This window comes from Nocardioides albertanoniae, assembly GCF_006716315.1.
GTDB classification, from domain to species: Bacteria; Actinomycetota; Actinomycetes; order Propionibacteriales; family Nocardioidaceae; genus Nocardioides; species Nocardioides albertanoniae.
The window spans coordinates 3,766,804-3,792,511 of record NZ_VFOV01000001.1 but is presented as its reverse complement, the minus strand read 5'-3'; the positions used below and the strand labels follow the sequence as shown (position 1 = coordinate 3,792,511).

The window sequence follows — 25,708 nt, the reverse complement described above, 5'->3', positions numbered from 1 at the left end:
GCCTGAATGTAGCAGTCGCTACATGTTGGGCATAATGCTTTTCATGGACCGCAAGGAGGAGCTGCTCGGGCAGGTCGTCGAGCACGTGCTGGCGCACGGACTGATCGGGCTCACCCTGCGTCCGCTGGCGGCCGCGATCGGCACCAGCGACCGCATGCTGATCTACCACTTCGACGGCCGCGACGAGCTGGTCGCCGCGGTGGTGGCGCGCACCAACGAGCTCTCGATCGCTGCGGTCGAGGCGCTCGAGCCGGCCGCGGACGTGCGCTCCGGGGTCGAGGCCCTGTGGCGTGCCTACCGCGCCGAACCGCTGCGCGGCGGCCTGCACATCTACCTGCAGGCCGCCGCGACCGGACTGATCGGGATGGAGCCCTACCGCTCGGTCGTCCGGGAGACCAACGAGCTGTGGTACGCCGCGCTGCGTGACTACGTCATCGCCTGTGGCGCCCCGCCGGAACGGGCCGGCCGGATCGTCACGCTCGTCGACTCGTCGCTGTTCGGCTTTCATCTCGACCTGGCGACCGACCGGCCGGACGAGCTCGCCCTCGGCGTGGCCGATCTCGCCGCGGCCGCGGGAGCGATCGCCGAAGGCTGGGACGGGTCAGCCTGAGACCAGCCGAAGCGTCTGCCGCGCGCGGCGCACGACGACCCGCTGACCCCACGACAGCGCCAGCGTGTCGGACTCGATGCCGTCGCCGAAGGCGACCAGGCGGTCCGACTCCACCTCGATCGTGAGGCAGTCGCGTGTCTGGTCGGCGCCTGCCAGCATCCCCTCGGTCTGGGTCGTCCTGGTCGTCGGTGAGGGCCAGGCCTCCCGCACGAACCAGCACAGCTCCGGGGCCTCGGGAGCGGGAAGCGCGAGCGTGCTGTGCCGTTCGACCCAGGCCGACCGCGCCCAACCGGTGGCACCGGTGCCGGTTGCGACGATGAGGCCCGAGGACGCCTGGACCTCCATCCGGCCGGCGACGGTGAGCCGGTAGCGAGAGGTCTGATGCGTGGCCTGGCCGACATACACCTCGTTGAGCGCCACCAGGGACTGGCCGTCGTCGGCGACGGCCTCGACCATGGTGCGCTCCCGGCAGGCACCGGTCGAACGGATCAGGTCGGCGGCAGCCGAGGAGGGGTGGCGGACGAGAACGCCGGCGTTGCGCCCCGGCTCGGGGTCGATGCCGATCACGGGCTGGCCGTCGAGATACTTCGCGACATTGGCGACCAGGCCGTCCTGGCCGACCACGACGACGATGTCTTCCGGGGCGAAGAGGAACCTGTCGAGGTCGCCTCGCTCCACCGACCCCTGCCGCCAGTCGAGCGGGATCGCCGCGCGGACCTGCGAGATCGATGCCTTCAGGGCCTCGTGCCGACCCTGCACCTCGGCCAGGTCGCGGCCCCGGGTGGAGAGGAAGAAGCCGACCTGGCCCAGGGTGCCGTGGCGGGCGACGAGCTCCTCGAGCTCGGTCGCCCGGTGGACCAGCACCACGCGTGGCGCGATGGTCATTCCGCACCTCGGGTGCCGAGCTTGGCCAGGACCGGCGCGAGCATGTCCGGCGTGAGCGCCAGGTGCTCGATCTGGGGCAGGTTCGCGGCCATCTCCTTGAGCGCGAGACCGAGCAGGACGGTCTCGGGCAGGTCGCGGTAGGCGGAGAGCGAGGCGGCCTCGGCGTCGGCCCGCGCCAGGCCGGTGGCCCGCGTGGCCTGTGCGCTCGCTTCGGCGAGCACCTGGGTGCGCTCGGCCTCGGCGGCTGTGGCGACCCGCGCCGCGGCGGCGTTCTCCTCGGCCTCGCGCCTGGCGTTGGTACCGCGCTGGGCGACGTACTCCTCCTCGCGGCGGGCCAGCTCGATCTTGTTCTGCAGCTCGTTCTCCGAGATCGCCCGCTCGCGCTGGACGGCCGTCGCCCGGCGCTCGTACGTCGCCTTGTCCGCGTCGGCCTGGACGCGCTCCCGTGTCGGGGTGAGGAGCGCCTTCTCGACCTCGGGCTCGGGGCGCAGGGCGACCACCCGCACGCCCAGGATCGCGAGTCCGGTGGCGGAGAGGCGCTCGTCCCCGGCCAGGCCGGCGGCGATGGCGTCGCGCACCGGGCCGACCCCGCCGGCGAGCACATCGGCCAGGCTCTGCGCGGCGATGAGGTCCAGGGCGTACTGCTGGGCGGTCTCCGTCAGCAACCCGGCGACCTGGTCGAGCGGGCTCCCGCGCCAGTGGCCGGTCTCCGGGTCGACGGAGAAGTCGATGCGCCCCGCGACGGCGGCCGGGTCGACGATGCGGAAGCTGACGGTCGCCTGCGTGGTCAGGTCCTGGAAGTCGGCAGTACGCGCGTGGAAGAGCAGCGGCAGCTCGCGATCGTCGACGGGCACCTCGGAGAGGACCGCGGAGAGTGGGCGGTACCAGAACGAGACACCGACGCCGCTGTGGCGAACCCGGCCGTTGCGCAGGTGCTGGACGTGGGTGGTGGTGCTTCCGCGCAGGTGGCGGACGAAGGGGTAGCGGGCGATATCGGCCATCTCGGGCTCCTTGTCGGATTATTAGCGTCATCTTGACGATAAGGCGTGGCGCGCTTGTCGTCAAGATGACGATTGGTGCAAGGTAAGTGCCATGGAGCACCTCCCAGGCCAAGTGACCAAAGTCGCCGTGACCGTCGACCTCGTCGTGCTCACCGTCCGTGACGACGCGCTCTGCGCTCTGGTCGTACGCCGCGCCGTCGAGCCCCACCGAGGCGCGTTGGCGCTGCCGGGCGGGTTCGTGCTCGACCAGGAGGACCTCGAGCAGGCCGCCGCCCGTGAGCTCGCCGAGGAGACCGGCATGCGGCCGGGCAGCGTGCACGTCGAGCAGCTGGCGACCTATGGGGCGCCCGGGCGCGACCCGCGGGGGAGGGTGGTCACCGTCGCCTATCTCGCGCTCGCCCCCGACCTACCTGTGCCCGCGGCCGGGTCGGACGCGGCCGAGGCGCAGTGGTCTCCGGTCGCCTCGCTCCTGGCCGACAACCACCCCGGCAGTGGCATCGACAGTGACATCGACAGGGATGCCGGCCTCGCCTTCGACCATGCGGAGATCCTGCGCGACGGCATCGAGCGAGCCCGCGCCAAGCTGGAGTACTCCCCGCTCGGGGCTGCCTTCTGCGCGGAGGAGTTCACCGTCGCCGAGCTGCGCCGCGTCTACGAGATCGTGTGGGGCGAGCGTCTCGACCCCCGCAACTTCCATCGCAAGGTCACCAAGACCGAGGCCTTCCTCGAGCCGACGGGCGCGACCACCACCAGGGACGGCGGCCGGCCCGCGCAGCTCTTCCGGCGGGGCTCGGCCGAGCACCTGCACCCGCCGCTGCTGCGGCGTGCTCCGTAGGCCGGGACCAGTCCTCGCCGACCAGTCGCGTAGGAATCGAGATCCACCCTGGGCGTTGCAGATGTAAGAAAATTACTGACGTGTGAGCGCTTCCTCGCTAGACTGCCGGGCTCCGCGCGGGGGGAATCCGCCGGCAGGGTCACCGGTCACCGACCGGCCTGCCACCAGATCGAAGGACTCGGCCATGAGGAAACTTCGCACCACCCTGCGCGGCGTCGCCGTCGCGGCGACAGCAGCAGCGCTCTCGGCGGGAGTCGCGGTCAGCGCGCTGCCTGCCACGGCGGCCACCGGCCCGGCCGCGGGCACGCAGGCTGCAGGCAACGAGAGCAGAGCCACCGCAACGGCATCCACCGCAGAGTCGAAAGCTGAAGAGCCGGAAGCCGCGGACCCGGACTTCGGGCCCAACGTGACGTTCATCGACGAGAGCTGGTCCGCCGACAGGATCAACGAGTTCCTCGAGACCGTGAACGACGAGGAGGAGTTCAGTCAGAAGCGCCACCAAGTCTTCTTCGAGCCCGGCACGTACGGGAGCGCGGCTGGCCAGGACGACCCGGCCAATGCCACCGGCATCGTCAACGCCCATGTCGGCTACTACGAGTCGATCGCCGGACTCGGCGCGCAGCCCGACGATGTCCACATCAACGGTGCCCTGCACGTCGAACCCGTCGTGGGCTGCCCCGACCAGCCCTGGGCCTGTGGCGATCCCGGCTCGCTGACCCGCTTCTGGCGGTCGATCTCCAACATGGGGATCAACCCGATCCAGCGCCCTGTCGGCGACGACGCGTCCCTGCCCTACCCCGCGGGCGTGACCGAGCCGCACCAGATGCGCTTCGCCGTCTCGCAGGCGGCGCCCATGCGCCGCATGGACATCCAGGGCGACCTGTCGCTCTTCGGCCGCTACGGTGAGTTCGCCTCCGGTGGATTCCTCGCCAACTCACGCGTCTCGGGCACCGTCGCGTCCGGCTCGCAGCAGCAGTGGTACACCCGCAACTCCGAGGTGGGTGCCTGGGACGGCGGCGTGTGGAACATGCTGTTCTCCGGTGTCACGGGCGCGCCCGCCACCGACTTCGGTCAGCCGGAGGGTGAGAGCGTCGGCGCGACGACGAGCGTCGGTTCCACACCGGTCAGTCGCGAGGCGCCGTTCCTGCATCGCGACGGTTCCGGCGAGCTTTCTGTGTTCGTCCCGAACGCGAAGACCGGCAGCACGGGCACCGACTGGTCCACCGCGTCGGAGGCAGGCCAGTCGATCAGCATCTCCGACTTCTACGTCGCCAAGGAGGGATCCGACGACGCGGCGTCGATCAACGCCGCGCTGGCCGATGGCAAGAACCTCATCCTGACGCCGGGCGTCTACGAGCTCGATGCACCGCTGAAGATCGACCGCGCCGACACCGTGGTGCTCGGTCTGGGCTACGCCTCGCTGACTCCGACGGCGGGCAACTCCGTCATCGAGGTGGGTGACGTCGCGGGCGTCAAGATCGCCGGCCTCACCGCCGACGCCAACGTCCCCGAGTCGGAGACGCTGATCAAGGTCGGCCCGGCCGGTGCCACGGCGTCCGACGCCGCCGACCCGACCACGCTGACCGACGTCTTCGTACGCGTGGGCGGCCCGTGGGAGGGCAAGGCCGTCACCTCCATCGAGGTGAACAGCCCCGACACGCTGCTGGACCACATCTGGGCCTGGCGCGGTGACCACGGCAACGGCATCGGCTGGGACAAGAACACCGGCGCCCATGGCGTCGTCGTGAACGGTGACCGGGTCACAGCCACCGGCCTCTTCGTGGAGCACTACCAGAAGGAGCAGACGATCTGGAACGGCGAGGACGGCCAGACGCTCTTCTACCAGAACGAGCTGCCGTACGACGTGCCGAACCAGGCCGCGTGGATGGACGGCGACCGCCTCGGCTACGCCGCCTACCGGATCGCCGACGACGTACAGAAACACTCGGCGACCGGCACCGGGACCTACTCGTTCTTCAACCAGGACCAGGACATCCGCCTGGAGTCGGGGATCCAGGCGCCGAGCACACCGGGGGTCTCGTTCCAGTCGATGACCGCCATCTTCCTCAACGGATCGGGCGGCATCAACCACGTCATCAACGACGTCGGTGATGCTGTCCAAGAAGGTACGCAGCGGGCCCAGGTGGTCAGCTACCCGTAAGGATCCGCCACCGAGTGAGCCCACCGTCGGTTGGGTCTGTCGAGAGCCTCGGCAGCCCGACCGCCGGTGCGCTCGGCCGTCGCTCAGAGGTCGGCGGCCAGGGCGAGGAGGTCGCGGTCGCGTCCGGGAGCGGCGACGAGGCACAGACCCGCAGGGAGGCCGGTGGCCGTGCGCAGCGGCACCGTGACGGCGGGAAGGCCCGCGATCCCGGCCAGGCAGGTCAGCCGCATCGTGTCGTCGCGCACCGACTCCGCGTCGGCGGCGGTCGGGGCGACCGACGAGGCGCTGGGGTAGGCGAGCACCCGGTCGCCGACGACCTCGAGGATCTCGGCGCGGGCCTCGGCCAGCACCGCGCGGGCCTCGTCGGCCTGCGCCCGGGTCACCGACCTGGCCGTCTCGAAGCGAGCTCGCACGGCCTCCCCGAGGGTGTCGAGCCGCGTCTCGAGCCAGGCGCCGTGAGCCTGCCATGCCTGATAGGCCTGCCCGGTCACGAAGGCCTCCCGCCACTCCTCGAGCGTCTGGGGTGACCAGTCGAGCGGCTCGCTCTCGGGCAGCGCCCCCTCGATCGCCGCGGCGACCTCAGGAGTAGCGAGCCCGACCAACGACGGCACCACGCGGATCTCGTCCTTCGTGGGAGTCGAGACCGCCGTCGCCGGCAGGAGCACGTCGCCGACCGCCTGCAGCAGGAACGCCGAACGGGTCATCCACCCGACGGTGTCGAACGCCTTCGCGAGCGGGAGCAGCCCCGTGCGCGGCACGGCTCCGTGCGACGTACGGATCCCGTAGAGACCCTGGTAGGCGGCCGGCACCCGGATCGAGCCGCCGGTGTCGGTGCCGAGCCCGATCGAGGCGTGGCCGAGCGCGACCGCGGTGGCCGAGCCGGCCGACGAGCCGCCCGGCACACGGCCCTGGGCCCGCGGGTTGGGCGGTGCGCCGTAGTGGGCGTTGAGCCCGGTGAGCGAGTAGGCGAACTCCTCGGTGCGCGCGATCCCGCGCACCGAGGCCCCCGCGTCGAGCAGCTGCGCGACGGCGGCGGCATGCTCCGAGGAGATCGGTGCCTGCTCCAACCAGGCCGGGCTCCCGGCGCCCACGGCGAAGCCGGCGACGGCGACGACGTCCTTGACCGCCAAGGTCTCTCCCGACAGCGCGCCGTCGGGGGTGTGCGAGGAGATCAGCGGGTCACCGACGACCCGCCAGATCCGTGAGTCGAAGGCCGGAGCCGGGGTCGAGACGTGGGCCGCGGTGATCTGCCACCCGCCGTGCTCTATCCGCACCGGGTCGCGGGCCCACAGCTGTGTCTGCAGCCCGCGGCCGCCGTGCTCGGCGTCGGTGGCGGCGAGGATCAGCGCGTGGTCGTCGTCGATGACCTGCACGTGCGTCTGCACGATCCGGCGCTGCGGTGCGCCGCCGTCGGCCTCGAGGAGGGCGGAGACCTGCTCGTGGCCCACCAGCAACCCGTCGGCGTCGCCGTGCAGCGTGGTCGGCGAGCTGGCGTACAGGGCGTCGAGCGCGGCGACGTCGTGCGACATCAGCGCGCTCTCGTAGGCGCGAAAGGCCTGCAGCAGTCCGTGCGGCACCGGCTTGAGCTGGGTCATAGGGCGAAGTCTGCCCTGTGAGCCGCGGCGGGTCGCTCAGGACACCAGCGAGAACCCCAGCAGCACGCTGATGATCAGGAGTGCGCCGGCCAGGATGAACCCGGTCGAGAAGGCCGGCAACGGCCTGCGCTCGCGCATCGCGCGCTCGACGCGAGCCCACCGCACCATGGCGAGCACCGTGCACGAGAGGGCGGTGAGCACCAGCAGGAGGATGACCCCGATGCGTACGCCGTCGGCGGAGGGCACCTGGAAGGAGTGCAGCGCGACCGCACCTGCCAGCAGTCCGAGCACGGTACGTGCCCAGGCCAGGAACGTACGCTCGTTGGCGAGCGTGAACCGCGGATCCGGCTCCGAGCCGTGCCCGTAGACCCAGCGCGGGTGCCGTGGGTCCTGCTCAGTCATGCCGCGTCCCGTGCCGTCTCCCATGCCGTCTCCTCATGACCCCATCGTCTCCCATATCGGGTAGCGATCTAGATTTCTCCCATGGGTGAGAGTGCACAGTCCGCGAGCGGGCAGGCCGAGTTCGACCGCGACATCGATGTCCGCCGGACGGATGCGACGACCTACGCGGCCGATCTCGCGCCCGGCTGGGTGGTCGGTGGCGGGGTCAACGGCGGCTACCTGCTCTCGGTGATCGCCAACGCGGTGAGTCAGCACCTGCCCAGGCACCCCGACCCGATCGTGGTCAGCGCCTTCTACACCAGCGCGAGCGTGCCCGGCGCGGCGCAGGTGCGCATCGACGTCAAGCGTGACTCCGGCTCCCTCGCGATCGTGAGCGCCGAGCTGTGGCAGGGCGACGACCTCCGGCTGACCACCACCGCGACGTACGCCGACCTCGACGGCCTCCACGCGAAGGCGAACCCGCTCGAGCGGGTCACCCTGATCGAGCCCGAGCTGCCGCCGCGCGAGGAGTGCGTGGTCACCCACAGCGCTCCCGACGAGGTCAAGAGCTTCGTGCCGATGCTCGAACGCTTCGACATGCTGGTGCCGCCCGAGCAGTTCGTCTGGGCAGGTGGGGAGGGCTCGGGCAAGGGCACGTTCTCCGCGTGGTTCCGGCTCAAGGACCGCGACGCCGACCCGATCTCGCTGCTCCAGGTGCTCGACGCGCTGCCGCCGGTGACCTACGACCTCGGCATGCCCGGCTGGGCGCCCACCCTCGAGCTCACCTGTCATGTCCGGCACAAGCCGGCGCCGGGCTGGCTCAAGGTCACCCACACCTCCCGCAACCTCTCGGGTGGCATGTTCGAGGAGGACTGCGAGGTCTGGGACTCCGAGGGCAGGCTCGTCGGCCAGGCGCGCCAGCTCGCTCGCGTGCCCCGCGCCTGAAGGCTCCCCGGCGCCCAGGCCGGCAGCGTCAGAGCGGTGCGCAGCGGTCCTTGCCGCCGTAGGCGTCCCAGTGCCATGCCTCCGGGGCGTACTGCTTGAGGCCGAAGTCCAGCGCCACCTTGTTGAGGAACCGCCACACGGCGCTGCTCGGCTGCGAGGCCCGTGTCGCGCAGGTCTTGCCGCCGGTGACGCTGGGCTCCTCGAAGTCGATCGCGATCCCGAGCTGGTGCGATGAGTGACCCGGCTGGGCGGTCAGTGTGTAGTCGCCGGCCGGGCAGCCGCCGCTGAGATCCTCGGCGCACAACGCCTTCTGCTTCTTCATCGTGCGGAACGAGCTGCCCGCGACCAGGTCGACGCCCTGCTTGGAGGCCTTCTTGACCAGCGCGGCCGCGGCCCCGGAGATGCGGGCGTTGACGACGGTCAGCCCGTCGGAGCCGTCGAGGTAGGACGGGTCGCCCTTGGTGCTCTCGGTGCCCGTGTTGGGCATGCCCTCGACCGCACAGAGGCGCACCGGGATCAGCTTGCCCTCGTCGTACCCCTCGGCCTCGCCGATGTTGTTGGTGCCGGGTGCGCAGCGCAGCGCCGTGGAGTCGGCGCGCATGTTGCCCACGGGCTTGGTCGGCGCGGCGACGTCGAGCAGGTCGTCGCTCGCACCCGCCGACGAGCGGCGCTCGGCTGCCTGGGTCATCAGGTCGGCAAGGTCGCCGGCGACACCGCCTGCCTCTGCCTCGGCCCCGCCGGTGTCGATGTCGGTGTCGGTGCCCGTGGCCGCCGGCGCGCTCTTCGGGGTGCTGTCGGGGCAGTCTGTGATGGTCTGCTCGACCGGCGACTTGGTGCCCTCGCCCAACGTGATGGCAGCGCACACGGCGGTGGTGTGGTCACGCTTGGCGTAGGTGTCCTGCCAGGTGCGGTAACCCGCCACCGTGAAGCTCTTCTGGGCCTCGTCGGCGGTGACCGTACGCAGTCCCAGGCCGTCGCTGTGGGGTGCGGGCTGATCCAGCAAGGCGCCGATGTCCTCGGCGGTCACCTCCCAGCCGACCTCGCGCATCGAGGCGACCGCGACCGAGAGGTCGCTGCCCAGGTCGCGCATGTCGTCGGTGGCCGTCTGCTTCCACTTCTGGGTCTGGTCGTAGAAGTCGTAACCCCCGTAACCGGCGACCCCGACGAGCACGAGCACCAGCAGCACCAGGAGAACCTTCGGCCACCTGCGCTTCTTCGGCGGCTCCGGCCCGAACCGGCCAGGACCGAAACCCTGGGGGTACGCCGGGGCCGGCTGCCCCGGAATCGGCTGCCCCGGAATCGGCTGCCCCGGAACCGGCTGCCACGGGTCCTGCCCGTAGGGCTGGCCCGGATAGGGCTCTGTGGGGTCGGGCTGCCGAGGATCGGACGGATAGGGCTGCTGGCCGGGGTAGTGCTGACCGGGGTGGGGCTGCCCGGGGTATGACTGGCCGGGGTAGGGCTGGCCCGGGTATGACTGGCCCGGAAGCCGGCGTCCAGGAATGGGCTGGCCTGGATACGGCTGGCGCGGGTCCTGCTGGCGTGGGTCCTGCGGATAGGGCCGCTGCTGGCTCGGATAGGGCTGCTGCGGCTGCTGATAGGGCCGCTGCGGCCCGGGATAGGGCTGCTCGCCGGGGCGGGGCTGCTGCTCCCAGCCCGGCCGCTCGGGGCGGATCGGCCGCTGGCTTGGGAGCGGACGCTCGTTGTCCCCCGGCCGGCCAGGATCGCGGGGCTGGCCGTTGTCGCGGGGCTGGCGGCGAGGGTCGCCGGGCCGCCTCGGGGGCCACTGCTGATCGCTCATGGACGCGCCTCGGAGGGGGCGTTGCCGGCGATGAGCAGGAGTCGGGGGGACACGGCGTTGCAGCGTACCCAAGATCCCCCAGCGTGGCCCATCGTTGAGACCGGTCGAGATCGGTAGGGAACAATCGCCCGGGTGAACAGCTCCATGACCGTAGTGGCCGCGGCGATCCTCAGCGCCGACGGCAAGCAGGTGTTGGCCGCGAGGCGTACGTCTCCGCCGGAGGCGGCCGGACGCTGGGAGCTTCCTGGCGGGAAGGTCGAGCACGGGGAGACCGCGGAGGCCGCGCTCGTCCGGGAGATCGGCGAGGAGCTCGGCTGCCTCGTCGAGGTGCTCGACTGGATGCGGGGAGAGTCGGCTCTCGGGTCCGCCGGCGGGCGACTCATCGCCGCGACCGCCCGGGTGACCGCCGGTGAGCCGCGGCCGCGCGAGCACGACCAGATCCTGTGGCTGGCGGCCGAGGATCTCGACTCGGTCGACTGGCTCGAGCCCGACCGTCCGTTCCTCGATCCGCTCCGTCATGTGCTCGGGGTGCCTGAGGGTGCCACCGTGCGCGGCATCTTCTTCGACGAGGGCGACGCCCGCGCTGCGGCCTCGACGCTGGAGCGCGAGGGCTGGTCCGCTCGGGTCGGCCGCGAGCGCTACCAGGGCGAGGACGACGACGAGGACCACCCGTGGTCGGTGGAGACCGACGCGCCCGAGATGGTGCTCGAGCTGCTCGTCGACGAGTACGACGGGTGGCTCGACGTCGCCGAGGAGGCGCCGGACACCTCGATCGCCCCCGAACCCGTCGAGCTGCCGGAGAATCCGAAGCGGATCAAGCGCCCCGATTTGGGCAACTCCTAGGATCGAGACCGTGACCTCCGAGAAGAGCCTGCTGCTCGTGCACGCCCACCCCGACGACGAGACGATCGGGACGGGGGCGACGATGGCGAAATATCTCGCCGAGGGAGCCCACGTCACGCTGGTGACCTGCACGGCGGGGGAGATGGGCGAGATCCTGGTGCCCGAGCTGGCCCACCTCGCCGCCGACCGCGACGACGCCCTGGGTGCGCATCGCCGCGGCGAGATCGAGGCCGCGATGGCCGCCCTGAAGGCGCCCGACGGCAGCGAGATCGACCACCGCTGGCTGGGCGGGTTCGGCACCTACCGCGACTCCGGCATGACCTGGAGCGCCGACGGCACCCACGCTCAGCCCGATCCCGACGCCCGCGAGAACGCGTTCTGGTACGCCGACCTCACCGAGGCCGCCGACCACCTCGTCACGATCATCCGGGAGGTGCGCCCGCAGGTGCTGGTCACCTATGACGAGTTCGGCAACTACGGCCACCCCGACCACATCCAGGCGCACCGGGTCGCGACGTACGCGGCCCATCTCGCCGCCGTGCCGACCTACAAGAAGGAGCTCGGGGAGGCCCACGAGGTCGACCGGATCTTCTGGACCGCGATCGCGGAGAGCTGGATCCGCGAAGGTCTGCGGGCCGCCCGTGCGGCCGGCGACGACGAGTCGCTCGGCGGGATGGACCCCGAGGGTCCGCTGCCGATGGCGACGCCCGACGTCGACATCGCCGCGGCGATCGACGGCACGTCCTACGCCGACCAGAAGGTCGCCGCGATGCGCTCCTATCCCACCCAGATGGACATGGAGCAGGGCATGTTCGCGATGACCAACAGCCTGGGCACGACGGCGTGGTCGCACGAGCACTTCCGGATCGCCAAGGGCACGGTCGACGGGCACGGTCTGACCGACCTGTTCGCGGGGCTGTGAGACCTCTCCTCGGCGTGCTGGCCACGCTCGTGCTCGGTCTCGTCGTCGGCTTCGTCGTTGGTGTCGCGGCGGTCGCCGTCCACCCGTGGTGGTGGGGCCTGCTGCTCGGCGTGGGTGCGTCGCTGGCGACGCTGGTCGCGCTCACGCGGGGGCCGATGCGGATCGCGTACGCCGCGGCCTGGGCGATCGTGGTCGCGCTGGCCGCGTCGCCGAGGCCGACGGGCGGCTACGCCGTCGCCGGCAACCTCGAGGGTTATGCGGTCATCGTCGTGGCCGTGTTGATGCTGGTCGTGGCCGCGGTGACGTCCGCGAAGCGGCCCGCACCGGCCGATCCGGGTCGCCGAGGTGCGTGACAAACGTCCCAAGATGGGCTACGGGTTCGGCCCAGGGGGGTATAGGTCTTAGGCTCTCCGGCATGTCCCATGAGCCCGAGGCCTCCAAGGCACCCGAGCCTGCGAAGCAAATTGATGCAGCAGGAAACAACGCCAGTCAAACTGGCGCTGATGATGCTGGCATCGAAACGATCATGATCCCGCAGATCGAGATCGATGCGCGTGTCGCCGAGGTCGCCGGGGCCGAGCCGGTCGCGAATGTGCCCGATGACGAGCCCGACGGCGCGACCCGGATCATGGGCCCCGGCGCTGCCGGTGCCGACGCGTCGGCCGACCTCGAGGATCCCGCCGAGGAGACGCTGCTGCGGAGCACGACGCTGCGCTCGGCGCTGCCCAAGCGCGGCGAGCTGCCGGCGGAGGACAACTTCCTGTTCGTCTCGAAGAGCCGCAACTTCGCGCCCGAGCCGGACGCGGCCGATGCCGCCGCTGACGCCGACCCCGAGGCCGCCGCCGAGGCGGACACCGAGGTCGGGCTCAACTTCCCGGTCTCGGACCCCGCTGACACCGCTGACACCGACGACGAGCCGCTCGAGGAGACGGTCGTTGGCGTGGGGCCGTTCGTCGTGCACGAGCCCGCGCAGCCCGACCAGATCCAGCCTGACCACACCCAGCCCGGCTATGCACAGACCGGCTATGCACAGACCGGCTATGCACAGACCGGCTACCCCCAACCTGGCTATGCGCAGCCCGACTACGCGCAGCCGGTCCCGGCCGAGGGCAAGCAGATCGGCAGGGGCACCAAGATTGCCGCGGCGGTCGCCGGTGGCTTCGCCATCGCGGCCTTCGGAGGGTGGGCCGCCGCGTACGCCATCGCGGGCGACAAGATCGCTGAGGGCACCAAGGTCGCCGGCGTGAGCATCGGCGGGATGACCGCTGAGGAGGCCACGCCGATCCTGGAGCAGAAGTTCGCCCCCGCGCACAGCCAGCCGATCAACGTCGTCGCCGACGGCAAGACGACCGAGGTCAACCCTGCCGATGCCGGCCTCGAGCTCGACGCCGAGGCGACGGTCGACAAGGCGGCGGCGGGCCGCAGCTGGAGCCCGGTGAAGCTGTGGAAGCACTTCGCCGGCGGCGACGAGGTCGAGCCTGTCATCAAGACCGACGACAAGCTGATCGGGGCGGTCGCGGCCAAGGTCAACAAGGGCGCCGGCACCCCGTTCAAGAACGGTGGCGTCGCCATCAAGAAGGGCAAGATCAAGACCACCGAGCCTGCTGCGGGTGAAGGCGTCAGCGACGCCACGCTCGCGACCGCGCTCAGCGACCAGCTGCTCGTCGAAGGTGACCGCAAGGCGGAGGTACGCCTCGAGGAGCTGACTCCCGACGTCGACGAGACCGACGTCAAGGAGGCGGTCGACGAGGTCGCCACGCCGGCGGTCTCCGGCCCGATCACTCTGAAGTTCGAGAAGACTCCGGTGAAACTCTCCCCGAAGGAGTTCGGCGAGGCGATCCGTTTCGATCCCAAGGACGGCAAGCTGCAGGCGTCGGTGGCGCCGAAGAAACTGAAGAAGGTGCTCAAGAAGGCGCTCTCGGACGATGCTGCCCGCCCGGTCGACGCGACCGTGAAGCTGGTCAACGGCAAGCCGAAGGTGGTGCCCGCCAAGCCCGGCGTCACCTTCAACCAGAAGGACCTGGAGGCGGTCTTCCTCGATGTCGCCACCGCGGCCAAGGACGACCGCAGCGTCGAGGTGAAGTCGAAGGTCGCCAAGCCGAAGGTCACCACCAAGGAGGCCAAGGCCTGGGGTGTGAAGGAGAAGATCTCCTCCTACACGACCAACTTCCCCTACGCCGAATACCGCAACGTCAACATCGGCCGCGCCGCCGACCTGGTCAACGGCACCGTGCTGAAGCCGGGCGACACCTTCTCCCTCAACGGCATCGTCGGCGAGCGTACGGCCGCCAACGGCTTCACCAAGGGCTGGATGATCCAGAACGGGATCTTCCGCGAGGACTACGGCGGCGGCGTCTCCCAGATGGCGACGACCACCTTCAACGCGATGTTCTTCGCCGGCCTCCAAGACGTCGAGCACAAGCCGCACTCGCTCTACATCGACCGCTACCCGATCGGCCGCGAAGCGACCGTCGCCTGGCCGTCGCTGGACCTGAAGTTCAAGAACAACACCAAGTACGGCGTGCTCATCCACTCCTGGGTGAACCCCGCCGGCTCGGCCGGCCAGGGTTCGGTCACCGTCGAGATGTGGTCCACCAAGCTCTGGGACATCAAGGCCCGCACCGGCGAGCGCTACGACTTCAAGCCCCCCGGCAAGCAGAAGATCACCGACGGCAACTGCGAGAACACCTCCGGCGCCAAGGGCTTCTCGATCAACGTGTGGCGCGACTTCTACAAGCCCGGCAGCGGTTCGAAGGTCGACTCCGAAGCCTTCAAGACCGTCTACATCCCGCAGGACGAGGTCAAGTGCACCGACGAGTCGAAGAAGAAGCCGCCCGCTGACCCGAACTGAGTTGGCCTGACTGAGTGTGTCGTCTGGCTCGGTCGTGCTTCGGGGTCGGTGGCAGGGGTCTGGCACGGCATGTTTGAGTTGGGTGCCGGGCTGAGGATGAGGGCAGGTCGAGCCCGCGCCCGGAGGCGGTTGCGAGGCGCTGTACCAGACGATGACGCTTTGTGAATTGTTCACAAGCGGGCCGCCTGATTCAGGGGCGTCGGGTGAACCGGATCGTTCCGTCGGGCAACCGTTCATGGCTGAAACCTGGGGCGTGCGCCAACCGATGGTGATGCGGACACAACAGAACCCCATCCTTCAGATCCGTCTTCCCGCCGAGTGACCACGGGGTCAGATGGTGGGCGTCGCACCACTCGGGCGGCATGTCACATCCATCGGCCTGGCAGCACTTCTGCTGCAACCGGAGTGCCTTGCGCTGGATCGGCTGGAAGAAGCGACTGGATCGACCGGCGTCGAGGACTTGGCCGTCGGCGCCGAGGACCCAGGGGATGATCGTGGCGTTGCAGGCCATCTTGCGGGCCTCGGTGGCGCTGATCGTGGTCCCGTTGGCCTCGTCGAACCCGAGGATTGCGGTGCCGAGCTCCTTGCGGAGGTCGTCGAGCGAGATGACCACGTTGATGGTGGTCGCGTCGCCCGCCGTGTCGGGGCAACGCGTCGGGCTCGATGGTCTCCAACATGCGGGCGAAGCCTTGTCCCATCAGCCGCTCCCAGGGCGGGAGCGGGCTGCCCTTCTCGACGAGCTGTTGCTTGCGGGGCTGTGCCCAGGCTTCGACCTGGGTCTTGAACCGCATCCCCAGCGCCACCGGGAGGACGCCGTCGAAGCCGATGGTGCCGTCGTGGTTGTCCCATATCCGTAGTGCGGTCTTCTGCTGGGCTCGTTCTTCCTCGGCGAGGAGGGCTTTGGCTTCGGCGTCTTCGAATCGAGCGGGGTCGATCTCGACCAGGATCCGGCGTCCGACGATGCGTAGTTCGTTGGCGGTCAGTCGGGTGGCGTAGTCGACCAGCAGCTTCTCGGCGAGCAACAGATCTTCCGCGCTCGCGACAGGGTTGGCTTCGATCGCGTCCAATGCTTTGGTGATCACCCGAGCCTTGGACGCTGAGACGACACCGTCGGCAAGGCCGGCCGCAAGCAGCTCGTGCTTGGACACGGCAGCGGCGAGCTTGATCTGCGAACGAGCCACACCTTTGTCGACGAGCAGGTCAGCCCGCATCCACGCAGACGCATCCTTGTCGCCGGTCTCCTCGGCGATGTCACCGCTCGTGGCGAGCACCCGCAGCTCGAGTGCAGCCTGCTGCGCCTTGAGGTGCTGAAGCCGTACGAGGACGTCCTTCTTCTGACTGGTCCGCCAATAAGCGGGATCCATCGCAAGCAGTTCACCGAGAGCGGTGTCGATGGCAGCGAGAGCAGCCGAGACGGGGTCGCCGGGGCTGGTTCCCCAGTGGTCGACGTGGTTCTCGACGCTCATTGCAGGCCTCCTCTCAAGGTGCCTGCCGGATACCCCTGATTTTACTCTTTACCGACGAGTAGATCCAGCTATTTCCGCAGGTCAAACCGCCTTTTCGGCGGCAGCGAAGCAACAGTTACGCCTCCCGGCCACACCCGTGCCGCCGCCCCGATAATCAGCCAAATCTTTTCTCGATCTGACCCGGAGTCCAGGACCGCGAAGCGGCCGGCGAAGCCGGCGGCCGAAGGCCGTCCTTGACGCCGGGCCAGATCGAGAAGACCCTCCAAGACAGGGTCGGCGGCACACACCAGCCCCAACAACACACCTCCGGCAGGGAGCGCCCCCTAAGGCGAAACCCGATGCACATCCCGCGGAAACAGTGAGACCTCACGAACGTTGGCAGCCCCAACCACCCGTGCGACCCACCGCTCCAACCCGAGCGCGAACCCACCGTGCGGCGGCATCCCGTGCGCGAAGGCCTGCAGATAAGCCGCGTACGCCGCAGGCGACTGACCCCGCTGGAGAAGAGCAGTCTCGTAGTCACCGAGCCGGTGCAGTCGTTGCCCACCGGTCACGAGCTCGAGACCTCGGAAGAGCAGGTCGAAGCTGTTGCTCCAGCGCTCGTCGCCGGGCTCGGGGTGGGTGTAGAACGGCCGTTTGAGCATCGGATACCCCTCGACGGCGAGGAAGTCGGAGCCATGGTGCTCCCGTGCCCAGGCCCCGAGCGCGCGCTCGTGCTCGGGCGCGAGGTCGGGCTCGTCGTCGGTCGCCCCGACCAGCCTCAGCGCCTGGCTGAAGTGGACGACCGGGATCTCCTCGGGCACCACGGGCAGCTCGAGCCCGAGGCGCTCGACCGCCCCCGCGGCGTACGTCTCGATCCCCTCGACCATCCCCGCGACGACGTCGCGAAGCACCCGGAGCACGTCGCGGTGGTCGCGGACGAAGCCGAGCTCGACGTCGAGGCTGACGTACTCCGCGAGGTGGCGCACGGTGTCGTGCGGCTCGGCGCGGAAGACGGGCCCGACCTCGTAGACCCGTTCGAAGATGCCGACGAGCTGCTGCTTGTAGAACTGCGGTGACTGGGCGAGGTAGGCGGGTCGCCCGAAGTAGTCGACCTCGAAGACGTCGGCCCCCGACTCGGTGGCCGACTCGACGATCTTGGGGGAGTGCACCTCGGTGAACCCTGCCTGGTCCAGGGTCGCGCGAAACCCTCGAAGCGACGCTGCCGCCAGCTCCCACCGCGCTCGCACGGCGCGATGGCGCCAGGTCACCGGCGCATGGTCGAGCAGTGTCGGCAGGCCGGCAGCGAGTGCCGGTCGCCACAGCTCGACCGGTGGGGTGAGCGCCGGGTCGGAGAGCGCGGTGATGACCGGCGAGGTGATCTCGACCCCGCCCGGTGCCTGTGAGCTCGCGGTCGCGACACCGACGACCTCGACGGGCGTCTCCTCCGGCGGCACCTCCTGCCCGTCGGACGGCCTGATCACCACCTGCGCCAGGCCGGAGCGGTCACGAACCACCAGAAAGGTGACGGCGGCGAGCTCACGCCGCCGGTGCACGTGCCCGCAGAGGCGGACGGCGTCGCCCGGAGTGGCGACGGAGAGGTGGGCGGCGAGCGTACGGTCTATCGGTCTCATCATTTCCTCCAGGGAGCGAGGCCCTGGAGGTGTGGGCGGGGGCTAGGTCGCGGTGCCACCACACCTTCGCTGATGTGTCATCAGCCTCTCGTCGGTACGCCGCACGCGCGGGCGCCGCCCTGCCGCTGAAGGCTCGAGGATCGTCACTCCTCGGCGGCGCCAGCATCGATGGTAGATGTCACGCGGGGCGCCGCCAACGGGTTTGCCGGCCGGGGAGCGGGCGATGGGTCTCCGAGGCCCGGAACGCGTCGATGGCCAGGGCCGCGAAGCGTCGCGCCGCGGCGACGCTGCGGGCCGACGGTGTCGCGGCCAGTCCGCGTCCGGCCAGCAGCACCAGGACGAGGTCGTCGATCACGAAGTCGCCGCGGAGGCGGCCCGCGGCCTGTGCCCGCTGGGCGAGCTCCGCGAGCTTGGCGAGGAGCTCTCTGCGGTGCTCGGCGAACGACTCGCTGCGCGGCTGCTCGGACATGAAGGCGTCGACGAAGCCCTGGTTGCCGACGTTGAGCACGCTGATCCGCTCGATGACCGAGGTGAACCCTCGCCATGGGTCCGGATCGGCGCATCCGTCCTCCACGATGCCTCCGCAGGCGCGCAGCTCGTCGGCGAAGACCGCCTCGAGGAGCACCTGCCGGGCTGGGAAGCGACGGTAGAGCGTCGCGGGACCGACACCTGCTCGGCGGGCGACCTCGCGCATCGTGACCTCGAGACCGTGCTCGGCATACAGCGATCGCGCTGCCTCCAGGATCCGGTCGCGGTTGTTGCGGGCATCGGAGCGGAGGTCGTGAGGCAACGTCTCGGTCATGTCTCTCACTTTCTGGAAGCGGACGCAGGCGTCCGTTAGCTTCGCCAGCGTACGCCAGAGACATGCGCCAGAGACGTGCGCCAGACGAGCACGAGAGAGAACGAAGATGCGAGCAGTGAAGATCGAGCGGTTCGGCGACCCGAGCGGCCTGGTGGTGGCCGAGGTCGACGAAGCACCGCCGGGCCCGGGCGAGGTGCTGGTGGCCGTAGAGGCGATCGGCGTGGGCGGGGTCGACGCCGTGATCCGGCGCGGAACGCTCTCCGGCTTCGGGTTCGAGGAGGGCCTGATCCCGGGCAGCGAGGTCGCCGGCACGGTGACCACGGTCGGGCCCGACGTGGACCCGACCTGGGTCGGGCGCCGGTTGTGGGCGTTCACCGGGACGTCGGGCGGCTACGCCGAGCAGGCCGTCGCCCGGGTCGAGGACATCACCGCCCTTCCCGACGGCCTCTCCGCGGCCGATGCCGTGACGGTCGGGAGCTCGGCGACCGTGGCGCACTTCGCGCTCGTGCATGCTCACTTCGCTCCCGGCGAGTCCGTGCTCGTACGCGGCGCCGCGGGGAGCATCGGCATCGCGGTCGTCGAGCTGGCGGCTCGCGGTGGCGCGAGCGCCGTCGCCGTGACGACCTCCTCGCCCCAGCGGGGCGAGCGCCTTCGCGAGCTCGGCGCGACGCACGTGCTCGACCGGTCCGGCCACGGCGCGCCGGACGCCCCGGAGAGCTATGACGTGGTCATCGACATCGTCGGTGGGCCGGCCACCGCCGACTTCATCGATCGCCTCGCGGCCAACGGCCGGATGGTGATCGTCGGAGTGGTCGCCGGGATGCCCCCGGCAGACTTCGGGAGCCGGCTCCTGGCCTCCTTCCAGCAGTCGCGATCCTTCGCCACGTTCAGCCTCGACACGGTGCCCGTCGCGGCCAGGAACCCTGCCCGGGCCGAGCTGCTCGCGAGCGTGGCCCGCGGCGACCTGCACGCCGTCGCCCACGACGTCCTGCCGCTCGACCAGGCAGCAGAGGCGCACCGTCAGATGGACGCCGGCACCGTGTTCGGACGGATCGTCCTGGTGCCGTGAGGCACGTGGGCGACTACCGTCCACCCATGCACCTGGACCTGGTCACGATCGTCGTGCCCGACTACGACGAGGCGGTGGTGTTCTTCCGCGACGTGCTCGGGTTCAGGGTCGTCGAGGACACCCCGGCGACCACGAACGACGGGCGTCCGAAGCGCTGGGTGGTCGTACGCCCGCCCAGCGGTGGCACCGGCTTCCTGCTCGCCCGGGCCGACGGCGCCGACCAGGCCGCCAGGGTGGGCGACCAGACCGGTGGCCGGGTGACGTTCTTCCTCCGCGTCGCCGACTTCGACGCGGCGTACGAGAGGCTCGTCAGCGCCGGCGTCGAGCTGGTCGGGCCGGTGCGCGAGGAGGCGTACGGAACCCTGCAGGTCTTCCGCGACCCGTTCGGGAACCTGTGGGATCTGCTGTCGGGGTAGCGCCGGCCGCTACGGGGTCGGTGAGGCGTAGTAGCGGCAGCGGTGGTGCTCGGCGAAACCGAGACCTTCGTAGAGCGCCAGGCCGGCGTCGTTGGTGGTCTCCACGTGCAGCCAGGCAGCGCGGGCTCCCTGCTCGGCACCCCACTCCAGCAACGTGGCAACCGCCTTCGTGGCCACGCCCTGGCGGCGGTGCGGCTCGGCGACCTCGAGGTCGTGGATCGCGAGCCAGTCGCGCTCGATCGTGCCCATGATCCGAGCGGTGTCGCCGAAGGTGAACAGTGCCTGGGAGCCGTTGATCTCGAGCTCGGCATCCTCGACGGGCGGCGGCAGCAGGCGCCGGGCCGCCGCGATCCCGGCGAGCCGGAACTCGACGGTCACGTCCTCGTGCCAGCCGCGGGAGACGAGGGCGTCCTCGACCGCCGAGCCGACCTCGACCTTGGCCCGCGGCCGCTTGTGGCGGCTGCGGTAGAACGTCTCGACGCGGTCGATAGCCTCGTCCAGCCCGACCCCCGGGTCACCGATCGCCAGGGCCGAGTTGGGCCGCCGGCGCACCGAGACCTCGTGGTCGAAGAGCGTCCATTCGCCTAACGGCTCCGAAGTCGTGCCCGGGAAGATCGCGGCGCTGAGCAGCTCGGCCTCCCGCACACCGATCCGCAGACGTACGTTGGGCCGCGGCGGCACCGGTTTGCCGGAGACGATCTCCGAGACGGGCACGCTGACCCGTTCGCCCGACTCGCGCTCGATGACCGCGGTGCCGTCCGCCCAGGCCAGGCAGGTGCCGAGGATGTCGGTGAAGGCGGGTCCGCCGGTCGGTCCGGACTCGCCGGTGACCAGGCGGCGGACGACGATCCGCTTGCCGACGACATGTGGTCCCAGAAGGTGAGCAGGCACGGGGGGATACTAGGCTGTTCCTCGAAGGGCCAGCAGTGCCCCTCTGACTTTAGTGAAACCCCGCTTGGAGGAGCCCCGAATGACGTACGTCATCGCCCAGCCCTGTGTTGACGTGAAGGACAAGGCATGCGTCGACGAATGTCCCGTCGACTGCATCTACGAGGGCAAGCGGATGCTCTACATCCACCCCGACGAGTGCGTCGACTGCGGTGCCTGCGAGCCGGTCTGCCCGCCCGAGGCGATCTTCTACGAGGACGACACCCCCGAGGAGTGGAAGGAGTACTACGACGCCAACGTCAAGTTCTTCGACGACCTCGGCTCGCCCGGTGGTGCTGCTCGCATGGGTGAGATCGACAAGGACCACCCGATCATCGCCGCGCTGCCCCCGCAGAACCAGGACTGAAAGCCGTGGCTCTGCCACGCGCGAAGGTCTCCCAGCGGCTGCCCGACTTCCCGTGGGACAAGCTGGCTCCGTTCAAGGACAAGGCGTCCGCGTACGCCGGTGGGCTGGTCGACCTCTCCGTCGGCACCCCGGTCGACCCGACCCCTGCGGTCGTGCAGAAGGCGTTGGCCGAGGCCACCGACTCGCCCGGCTATCCGACCACGATCGGCACCCCGGCGCTGCGCCAGGCCGCGATCGACTGGCTCGCGCGCAACCATGGGGTCACGGGTCTGGGGCTCGACAACGTGCTGCCGGTGATCGGCTCCAAGGAGCTGATCGGATCGCTGCCGCTGCATCTCGGCGTCGGCCAGGGTGACCTGGTCGCCTACCCGGAGCTCGCCTACCCGACCTACGAGGTCTCGGCTGCCCTCGTCGGCGCCGACACCGTCGCCACCGACTCGCTGGTGGCGCTGGGGCCGAAGGCGCCGCGCATCCTGTGGATCAACTCGCCCTCCAATCCCAGCGGCCGAGTGCTGCCGGTCGAGCACCTGCGCAAGACCGTCGAGTGGGCGCGCGAGCGCGGCACGCTGCTGATCTCCGACGAGTGCTACATCGAGTGCGCCTGGGAGGCCTCGCCGGTCTCGATCCTGCACCCCGACGTGTGTGGTGGTTCGTTCGACGGGCTTCTCGCCGTCCACTCGCTCTCGAAGCGGTCCAACCTCGCGGGCTACCGCGAGGCCTTCGTCGCCGGTGACGCCTCGGTGCTCGGCGAGCTCCTCGCGGTGCGCAAGAACCTCGGTCTGATGATGCCCGGCCCGCAGCAGGTCGCGATGATCACCGCGCTCGGCGACGACCAGCACGCCAAGGAGCAGCACGCCCGCTACGCCGCCCGTCGCACGAAGCTCAAGGCTGCCCTGGAGTCGGCTGGCTTCCGCATCGACCATTCCGAGGCCTCCCTCTACCTCTGGTCGACACGCGGCGACGAGGACTGCTGGGACACCGTCGACTGGCTCGCCGACCGCGGCATCCTCGCCGCCCCCGGTTCTTTCTACGGCCGCGCCGGCAGCAACCACGTACGCATCGCCTTCACCGCCACCGACGAGCGCATCGCCGCCGCCGTGGCCCGCCTCACCGAATAACCCTCTCGCCTAGAGGTCACTCCTGCAGGCCGAAGAGTCACGCCTGCAGGCCGAGGCGTCGGCTCTGCAGGTCGAGAGGTCACTCGCTGACTTGTCGGCCTGCGCGAGTGACTTCTCGGCCTGCAGGGGTGACTTCTCGGCCGGCTGGGGTGACTTCTCGCTGGAGTGGGTCAGTCGGCGACGTCGACGTGCACGTGGTCGCGGTGCTCGAGGATGGCCTGGTCGCCGCCGCGGTCGGGGACGTCGTAGTCGCGCCAGCCGGAGCCGGAGCGCAGCTTGGTCCAGATGCGGTCGTCGTAGATGACGGTCGCGATGTCGAGGCGGTCGGCGTTGGCGACGAGATACTGCGCCAGCGACCAGCCCTTGATGTTGTTGCGGGCGTTGATCGGGCGGAAGAAGTAGTCGATCGCGCGGCCCTCGTAGTGGGCCGAGCCCGGGATGTGGCCGGTGGTGACCCCGCCGGGCTGATAGCCGCCTTCGGGCAGCTTCCCGTAGGCCTTGCGTACGGCGCCGCGCACCGTCTCGGCCCGTTCGGTGAGTCCGGCGGGGCTGAGCTTGCCGGAAGCCTCGTCGGCTCCGCCTCGGAGCACGCAGGAGAACGCCTCGGGGGTGTTGCCGGTCAGCGCCGAGGCCAGCGCCCGCGCCTGCGGCTCGGCGTCGCGGTAGTCGCTGCGGTCGCCGTCGCTGATCTGCTGGGCCACGCCCGGCACGGACTGCCGTCGATAGTCGGAGACGCCGGAGAGCTTGTCGTAGAGGCCGGCCGCCTCGCCGGGGGATCGGTCGAGGTCGTGGTCCGCGAGCTCGACGGTCATCACGACGGATGCCGCGCGGGCGGGGAGGCCGCGGCGTACGGCCTGGGCGGCGATCGCGGAGGCGTGCTCGGCCTGGGCGGAGGAGAGGTCGTAGGTCTCGTCCGCCGAGGTCACGGTGCATGCCCTGGTGGAGCCGCCGATGCCGAGTCCGAGCAGCCGCAGCCCGGCGAAGACCAGCGCGACGGCGATCACGATGCCGAGCACGATGAGATGCTTGCGTGCGGGCCGGAGGCGTCGCTGGGCCTCTCCCGCCGCCTTGCGCAGCGCGTCACGCGCGGGGTCGGGCAGCCGCGGCCCCTGAGGGCGTCCGCTCGCGGGTGGCGCGCCCGGGGGAGGGCTGGTCGGTGGGCCCGGCGGGGTCCCCGGCTTCGCGCTCATGGCACCAATCCTCACGTATCGGGCCAAGCCATATCAGGCCAGCCACATCGGGCAGAGCCACATCAGGCCAGGGTGACGACGATCCGCTCACCGGTGACCTCGGGGGTCTCGGCCCACTTCTCTTCCTTGCCCGCCGACCAGGTGCGGCCGTCGTAGGCGATCGAGGTGGCGCCGAACTCGCTGGCCCTGGCCAGCACGTAGTGGGCCGCCGTCCAGCCGCCGCGCTTGCCGCGCTCGCCGGCGTTGACGGGGATCACGACGGTGGAGTCCTTCACCCGCGCCCGACCGACCATCGCGCCGAGCAGCTGGTTGACCTCGGTCTTGGTCGCGCGCGGCTTGCCCGCCCCCGCGGCGGGTTCGTCGATGCGGCAGGTCATCGCGGCGGGGGAGTAGCCGCTGATCGCCGAGGCGATCGCGCGGCCCTCGCCCTCGTGGTCGGCGTACGCCTCGGGGTAGGCCGAGCGCTGCACCTTCTGCGCGGCCTCGGTGATCACCATGTCTTCGTAGCCGTCGATCTTCACCAGGGCGTCGTAGAACTTGTTGGTGGAGTAGACGGGGTCCTGCACCTGCTCCTCGGTGCCCCAGCCCATCGAGGGGCGCTGCTGGAAGAGCCCGAGCGAGTCGCGGTCGCCGTGGCTGATGTTGTAGAGCTTCGACTCCTGGATCGCGGTCGCGATCGCGATCGTCGCCGCCCGCGCCGGCAGGCCACGCTTGAGCCCGAGCGCGGTGATCACGGCGGCGTTGCCCATCTGCTCGGGGTCGAACCGCGCCTCGTACTCACCGGCGATCGCCGTGCACTGCTGCAGGTCGGGCAGGATCGAGTCGAGCTTGTCCGTCGCGGCCTGCACGACCCAGTAGATACCGCCGGCGATCACGGTGAGCACCACCAAGGTGGTGACGAGCTTCTTCAAGTCAGCACTCTGCTTCGGTGCGAGCTAGTTGGCGTGGAGGGCTGCGTTGAGCTCGATGCCCTCGCTCTTCCACGGGACGACCTCGATCGCGCCGCTCACCGAGTTGCGGCGGAAGCAGACGTTGGAGGCGCCGGAGAGCTCGCCCGCCTTCTTCACGGTGCCGTCGGGGAGCGTCACCTTCGTCCCGAACGTCACGTAGCAGCCGGCCTCGACCACGGCGTCGTCGCCGAGCGAGATGCCGAGACCGGAGTTGGCGCCCAGCAGGCAGCGACGGCCGATGGAGATGACGGCCTTGCCGCCACCGGAGAGGGTGCCCATGATCGAGGCACCGCCGCCGACGTCGGAGCCGTCACCGACGACGACACCGCCGGAGATGCGGCCCTCGACCATGGAGGCGCCGAGCGTGCCGGCGTTGAAGTTCACGAAGCCCTCGTGCATCACGGTGGTGCCCTCGGCCAGGTGGGCGCCGAGGCGCACCCGGTCGGCGTCGCCGATGCGCACGCCGCTCGGCACGACGTAGTCGACCATCCGCGGGAACTTGTCGACGCCGTAGACGGTCACGTGCTCGCCCGCGGCCTTCAGGCGCGCGCGGGTGAGCTCGAAGCCCTCGACCGCACAGGGGCCGGCGCTGGTCCACACCACGTTGGTGAGCAGCCCGAAGATGCCCTCGAGGTTCTGCCCGTGGGGCTGCACGAGCCGGTGGGAGAGCAGGTGGAGACGCAGCCAGACATCCTCGGTCGTCTCCGGGGCGCTGTCGATGTCCTTGACCGCGATGAGCGTCACCTTCTTGGTGACCCGGCGCACCTCGTCGGTGCCCTCCAGAGCGGTCAGCTCGGCCGGTGCGGTCGCGTCGGCGGGCGCCTCGCCCAGCTGCGGCGCGGGAAACCACACGTCGAGGACGGTTCCGTGGTCGGGCTCGGTCTCGGCGGCGTACGTCACGAGGCCGAAGCCCCAGGCTGCATTCGTCACGCGCCGCAGTCTAATGGCCGAGCCTGGGCGGCC

General features: G+C 70.3%; 25 protein-coding genes. 12 read left to right on the top strand and 13 right to left on the bottom strand.

Going from position 1 to position 25,708, the window contains the following annotated elements; all coding sequences use genetic code 11:
- Positions 1-43: 43 nt before the first annotated feature.
- Positions 44-610 carry a TetR/AcrR family transcriptional regulator gene (locus tag FB381_RS18200; RefSeq protein WP_170225219.1) on the top strand — a complete coding sequence of 189 codons (567 nt, stop codon included), beginning with the start codon at positions 44-46 and terminating at the stop codon, positions 608-610.
- On the opposite strand, the gene FB381_RS18195 is transcribed toward FB381_RS18200, so the two are convergent.
- Together FB381_RS18195 and FB381_RS18190 are read right to left on the bottom strand one after the other, a co-directional pair.
- Positions 602-1,495, bottom strand: coding sequence for an NAD(+)/NADH kinase (locus FB381_RS18195; protein ID WP_141781587.1), 894 nt, complete (start codon positions 1,493-1,495; stop codon positions 602-604). The two genes, FB381_RS18200 and FB381_RS18195, sit on opposite strands and share 9 nt — an antisense overlap.
- Positions 1,492-2,496, bottom strand: coding sequence for an SPFH domain-containing protein (locus tag FB381_RS18190; RefSeq protein ID WP_141781586.1), 1,005 nt, complete (start codon positions 2,494-2,496; stop codon positions 1,492-1,494). Before FB381_RS18190 ends, FB381_RS18195 begins: the two co-directional genes overlap by 4 nt.
- A gap of 91 nt (positions 2,497-2,587) precedes the next feature.
- Between FB381_RS18190 and FB381_RS18185 the strand changes: the two genes are divergently transcribed.
- Entirely contained in the window at positions 2,588-3,331 is a 744-nt protein-coding gene (locus tag FB381_RS18185) for an NUDIX hydrolase (RefSeq protein WP_141781585.1), read from the top strand.
- 184 nt (positions 3,332-3,515) lie between these two features.
- Positions 3,516-5,492 (top strand): adenylyl cyclase, encoded by a 1,977-nt coding sequence (locus FB381_RS18180; RefSeq protein WP_141781584.1) that lies wholly within the window; start codon positions 3,516-3,518, stop codon positions 5,490-5,492.
- 83 nt (positions 5,493-5,575) lie between these two features.
- On the opposite strand, the gene FB381_RS18175 is transcribed toward FB381_RS18180, so the two are convergent.
- Both FB381_RS18175 and FB381_RS18170 read right to left on the bottom strand, forming a co-directional pair.
- Entirely contained in the window at positions 5,576-7,087 is a 1,512-nt protein-coding gene (locus FB381_RS18175) for an AtzH-like domain-containing protein (protein ID WP_141781583.1), read from the bottom strand.
- Between the two features lie 36 nt (positions 7,088-7,123).
- On the bottom strand, positions 7,124-7,513 hold the full coding sequence (locus FB381_RS18170; RefSeq protein WP_246088179.1) for a YidH family protein: 390 nt from the start codon (positions 7,511-7,513) through the stop codon (positions 7,124-7,126).
- Positions 7,514-7,570: 57 nt separating this feature from the next.
- Here FB381_RS18170 and FB381_RS18165 point away from each other — a divergent pair, with 57 nt between their 5' ends.
- The gene (locus tag FB381_RS18165; RefSeq protein WP_141781582.1) at positions 7,571-8,413 is read left to right on the top strand and encodes a thioesterase family protein; all 843 of its coding nucleotides are present in this window, start codon (positions 7,571-7,573) and stop codon (positions 8,411-8,413) included.
- Positions 8,414-8,441: 28 nt separating this feature from the next.
- On the opposite strand, the gene FB381_RS18160 is transcribed toward FB381_RS18165, so the two are convergent.
- Entirely contained in the window at positions 8,442-10,211 is a 1,770-nt protein-coding gene (locus FB381_RS18160; protein ID WP_141781581.1) for a M15 family metallopeptidase, read from the bottom strand.
- Positions 10,212-10,343: 132 nt separating this feature from the next.
- Between FB381_RS18160 and FB381_RS18155 the strand changes: the two genes are divergently transcribed.
- From FB381_RS18155 to FB381_RS18140, 4 genes are all read left to right on the top strand, one after another.
- Complete coding sequence (locus FB381_RS18155; RefSeq protein ID WP_246088178.1) at positions 10,344-11,054, top strand: (deoxy)nucleoside triphosphate pyrophosphohydrolase; 711 nt, start codon at positions 10,344-10,346, stop codon at positions 11,052-11,054.
- Between the two features lie 10 nt (positions 11,055-11,064).
- Entirely contained in the window at positions 11,065-11,976 is a 912-nt protein-coding gene (gene mshB, locus FB381_RS18150) for an N-acetyl-1-D-myo-inositol-2-amino-2-deoxy-alpha-D-glucopyranoside deacetylase (protein ID WP_141781580.1), read from the top strand.
- A complete protein-coding gene (locus tag FB381_RS18145) occupies positions 11,973-12,329 on the top strand; it encodes a hypothetical protein (RefSeq protein WP_141781579.1) in 357 nt (118 codons plus the stop codon). The genes mshB and FB381_RS18145 overlap by 4 nt, the downstream gene beginning before the upstream one ends.
- Before the next feature lie 173 nt (positions 12,330-12,502).
- Positions 12,503-14,827, top strand: a complete 2,325-nt coding sequence (locus FB381_RS18140) for a VanW family protein (RefSeq protein ID WP_170225218.1) — start codon at positions 12,503-12,505, stop codon at positions 14,825-14,827.
- Between the two features lie 190 nt (positions 14,828-15,017).
- On the opposite strand, the gene FB381_RS24535 is transcribed toward FB381_RS18140, so the two are convergent.
- The 4 genes from FB381_RS24535 to FB381_RS18125 all read right to left on the bottom strand — a co-directional run bounded on the left by FB381_RS24535 (position 15,018) and on the right by FB381_RS18125 (position 18,708).
- Positions 15,018-15,191, bottom strand: coding sequence for an HNH endonuclease signature motif containing protein (locus tag FB381_RS24535; protein WP_342778425.1), 174 nt, complete (start codon positions 15,189-15,191; stop codon positions 15,018-15,020).
- Between the two features lies 1 nt (position 15,192).
- Positions 15,193-16,293 (bottom strand): hypothetical protein, encoded by a 1,101-nt coding sequence (locus FB381_RS24530; RefSeq protein WP_342778424.1) that lies wholly within the window; start codon positions 16,291-16,293, stop codon positions 15,193-15,195.
- A 323-nt stretch (positions 16,294-16,616) separates the two neighbouring features.
- A complete protein-coding gene (gene aspS, locus FB381_RS18130; protein WP_141781577.1) occupies positions 16,617-17,906 on the bottom strand; it encodes an aspartate--tRNA(Asn) ligase in 1,290 nt (429 codons plus the stop codon).
- A gap of 178 nt (positions 17,907-18,084) precedes the next feature.
- A complete protein-coding gene (locus FB381_RS18125) occupies positions 18,085-18,708 on the bottom strand; it encodes a TetR/AcrR family transcriptional regulator (RefSeq protein ID WP_211352482.1) in 624 nt (207 codons plus the stop codon).
- A 106-nt stretch (positions 18,709-18,814) separates the two neighbouring features.
- Here FB381_RS18125 and FB381_RS18120 point away from each other — a divergent pair, with 106 nt between their 5' ends.
- Both FB381_RS18120 and FB381_RS18115 read left to right on the top strand, forming a co-directional pair.
- Complete coding sequence (locus FB381_RS18120; RefSeq protein WP_141781576.1) at positions 18,815-19,777, top strand: zinc-dependent alcohol dehydrogenase family protein; 963 nt, start codon at positions 18,815-18,817, stop codon at positions 19,775-19,777.
- Between the two features lie 26 nt (positions 19,778-19,803).
- Positions 19,804-20,193: a VOC family protein gene (locus tag FB381_RS18115; RefSeq protein WP_141781575.1), complete on the top strand. Its 390-nt coding sequence runs from the start codon at positions 19,804-19,806 to the stop codon at positions 20,191-20,193.
- 9 nt (positions 20,194-20,202) lie between these two features.
- On the opposite strand, the gene FB381_RS18110 is transcribed toward FB381_RS18115, so the two are convergent.
- Positions 20,203-21,084, bottom strand: a complete 882-nt coding sequence (locus FB381_RS18110) for a GNAT family N-acetyltransferase (protein ID WP_141781574.1) — start codon at positions 21,082-21,084, stop codon at positions 20,203-20,205.
- A gap of 79 nt (positions 21,085-21,163) precedes the next feature.
- Between FB381_RS18110 and fdxA the strand changes: the two genes are divergently transcribed.
- Together fdxA and dapC are read left to right on the top strand one after the other, a co-directional pair.
- A complete protein-coding gene (gene fdxA, locus FB381_RS18105; RefSeq protein WP_141781573.1) occupies positions 21,164-21,487 on the top strand; it encodes a ferredoxin in 324 nt (107 codons plus the stop codon).
- Positions 21,488-21,498: 11 nt separating this feature from the next.
- Positions 21,499-22,605, top strand: coding sequence for a succinyldiaminopimelate transaminase (gene dapC / locus FB381_RS18100; RefSeq protein WP_141782861.1), 1,107 nt, complete (start codon positions 21,499-21,501; stop codon positions 22,603-22,605).
- Positions 22,606-22,775: 170 nt separating this feature from the next.
- Here dapC and FB381_RS18095 read toward each other — a convergent pair whose 3' ends face one another.
- The 3 genes from FB381_RS18095 to dapD all read right to left on the bottom strand — a co-directional run bounded on the left by FB381_RS18095 (position 22,776) and on the right by dapD (position 25,675).
- Entirely contained in the window at positions 22,776-23,795 is a 1,020-nt protein-coding gene (locus FB381_RS18095; protein WP_141781572.1) for a VldE C-terminal domain-containing protein, read from the bottom strand.
- A gap of 62 nt (positions 23,796-23,857) precedes the next feature.
- Positions 23,858-24,706 (bottom strand): hypothetical protein, encoded by an 849-nt coding sequence (locus FB381_RS18090; protein WP_141781571.1) that lies wholly within the window; start codon positions 24,704-24,706, stop codon positions 23,858-23,860.
- A 24-nt stretch (positions 24,707-24,730) separates the two neighbouring features.
- Positions 24,731-25,675, bottom strand: coding sequence for a 2,3,4,5-tetrahydropyridine-2,6-dicarboxylate N-succinyltransferase (gene dapD / locus FB381_RS18085; RefSeq protein ID WP_141781570.1), 945 nt, complete (start codon positions 25,673-25,675; stop codon positions 24,731-24,733).
- Between the last annotated feature and the right edge of the window lie 33 nt (positions 25,676-25,708).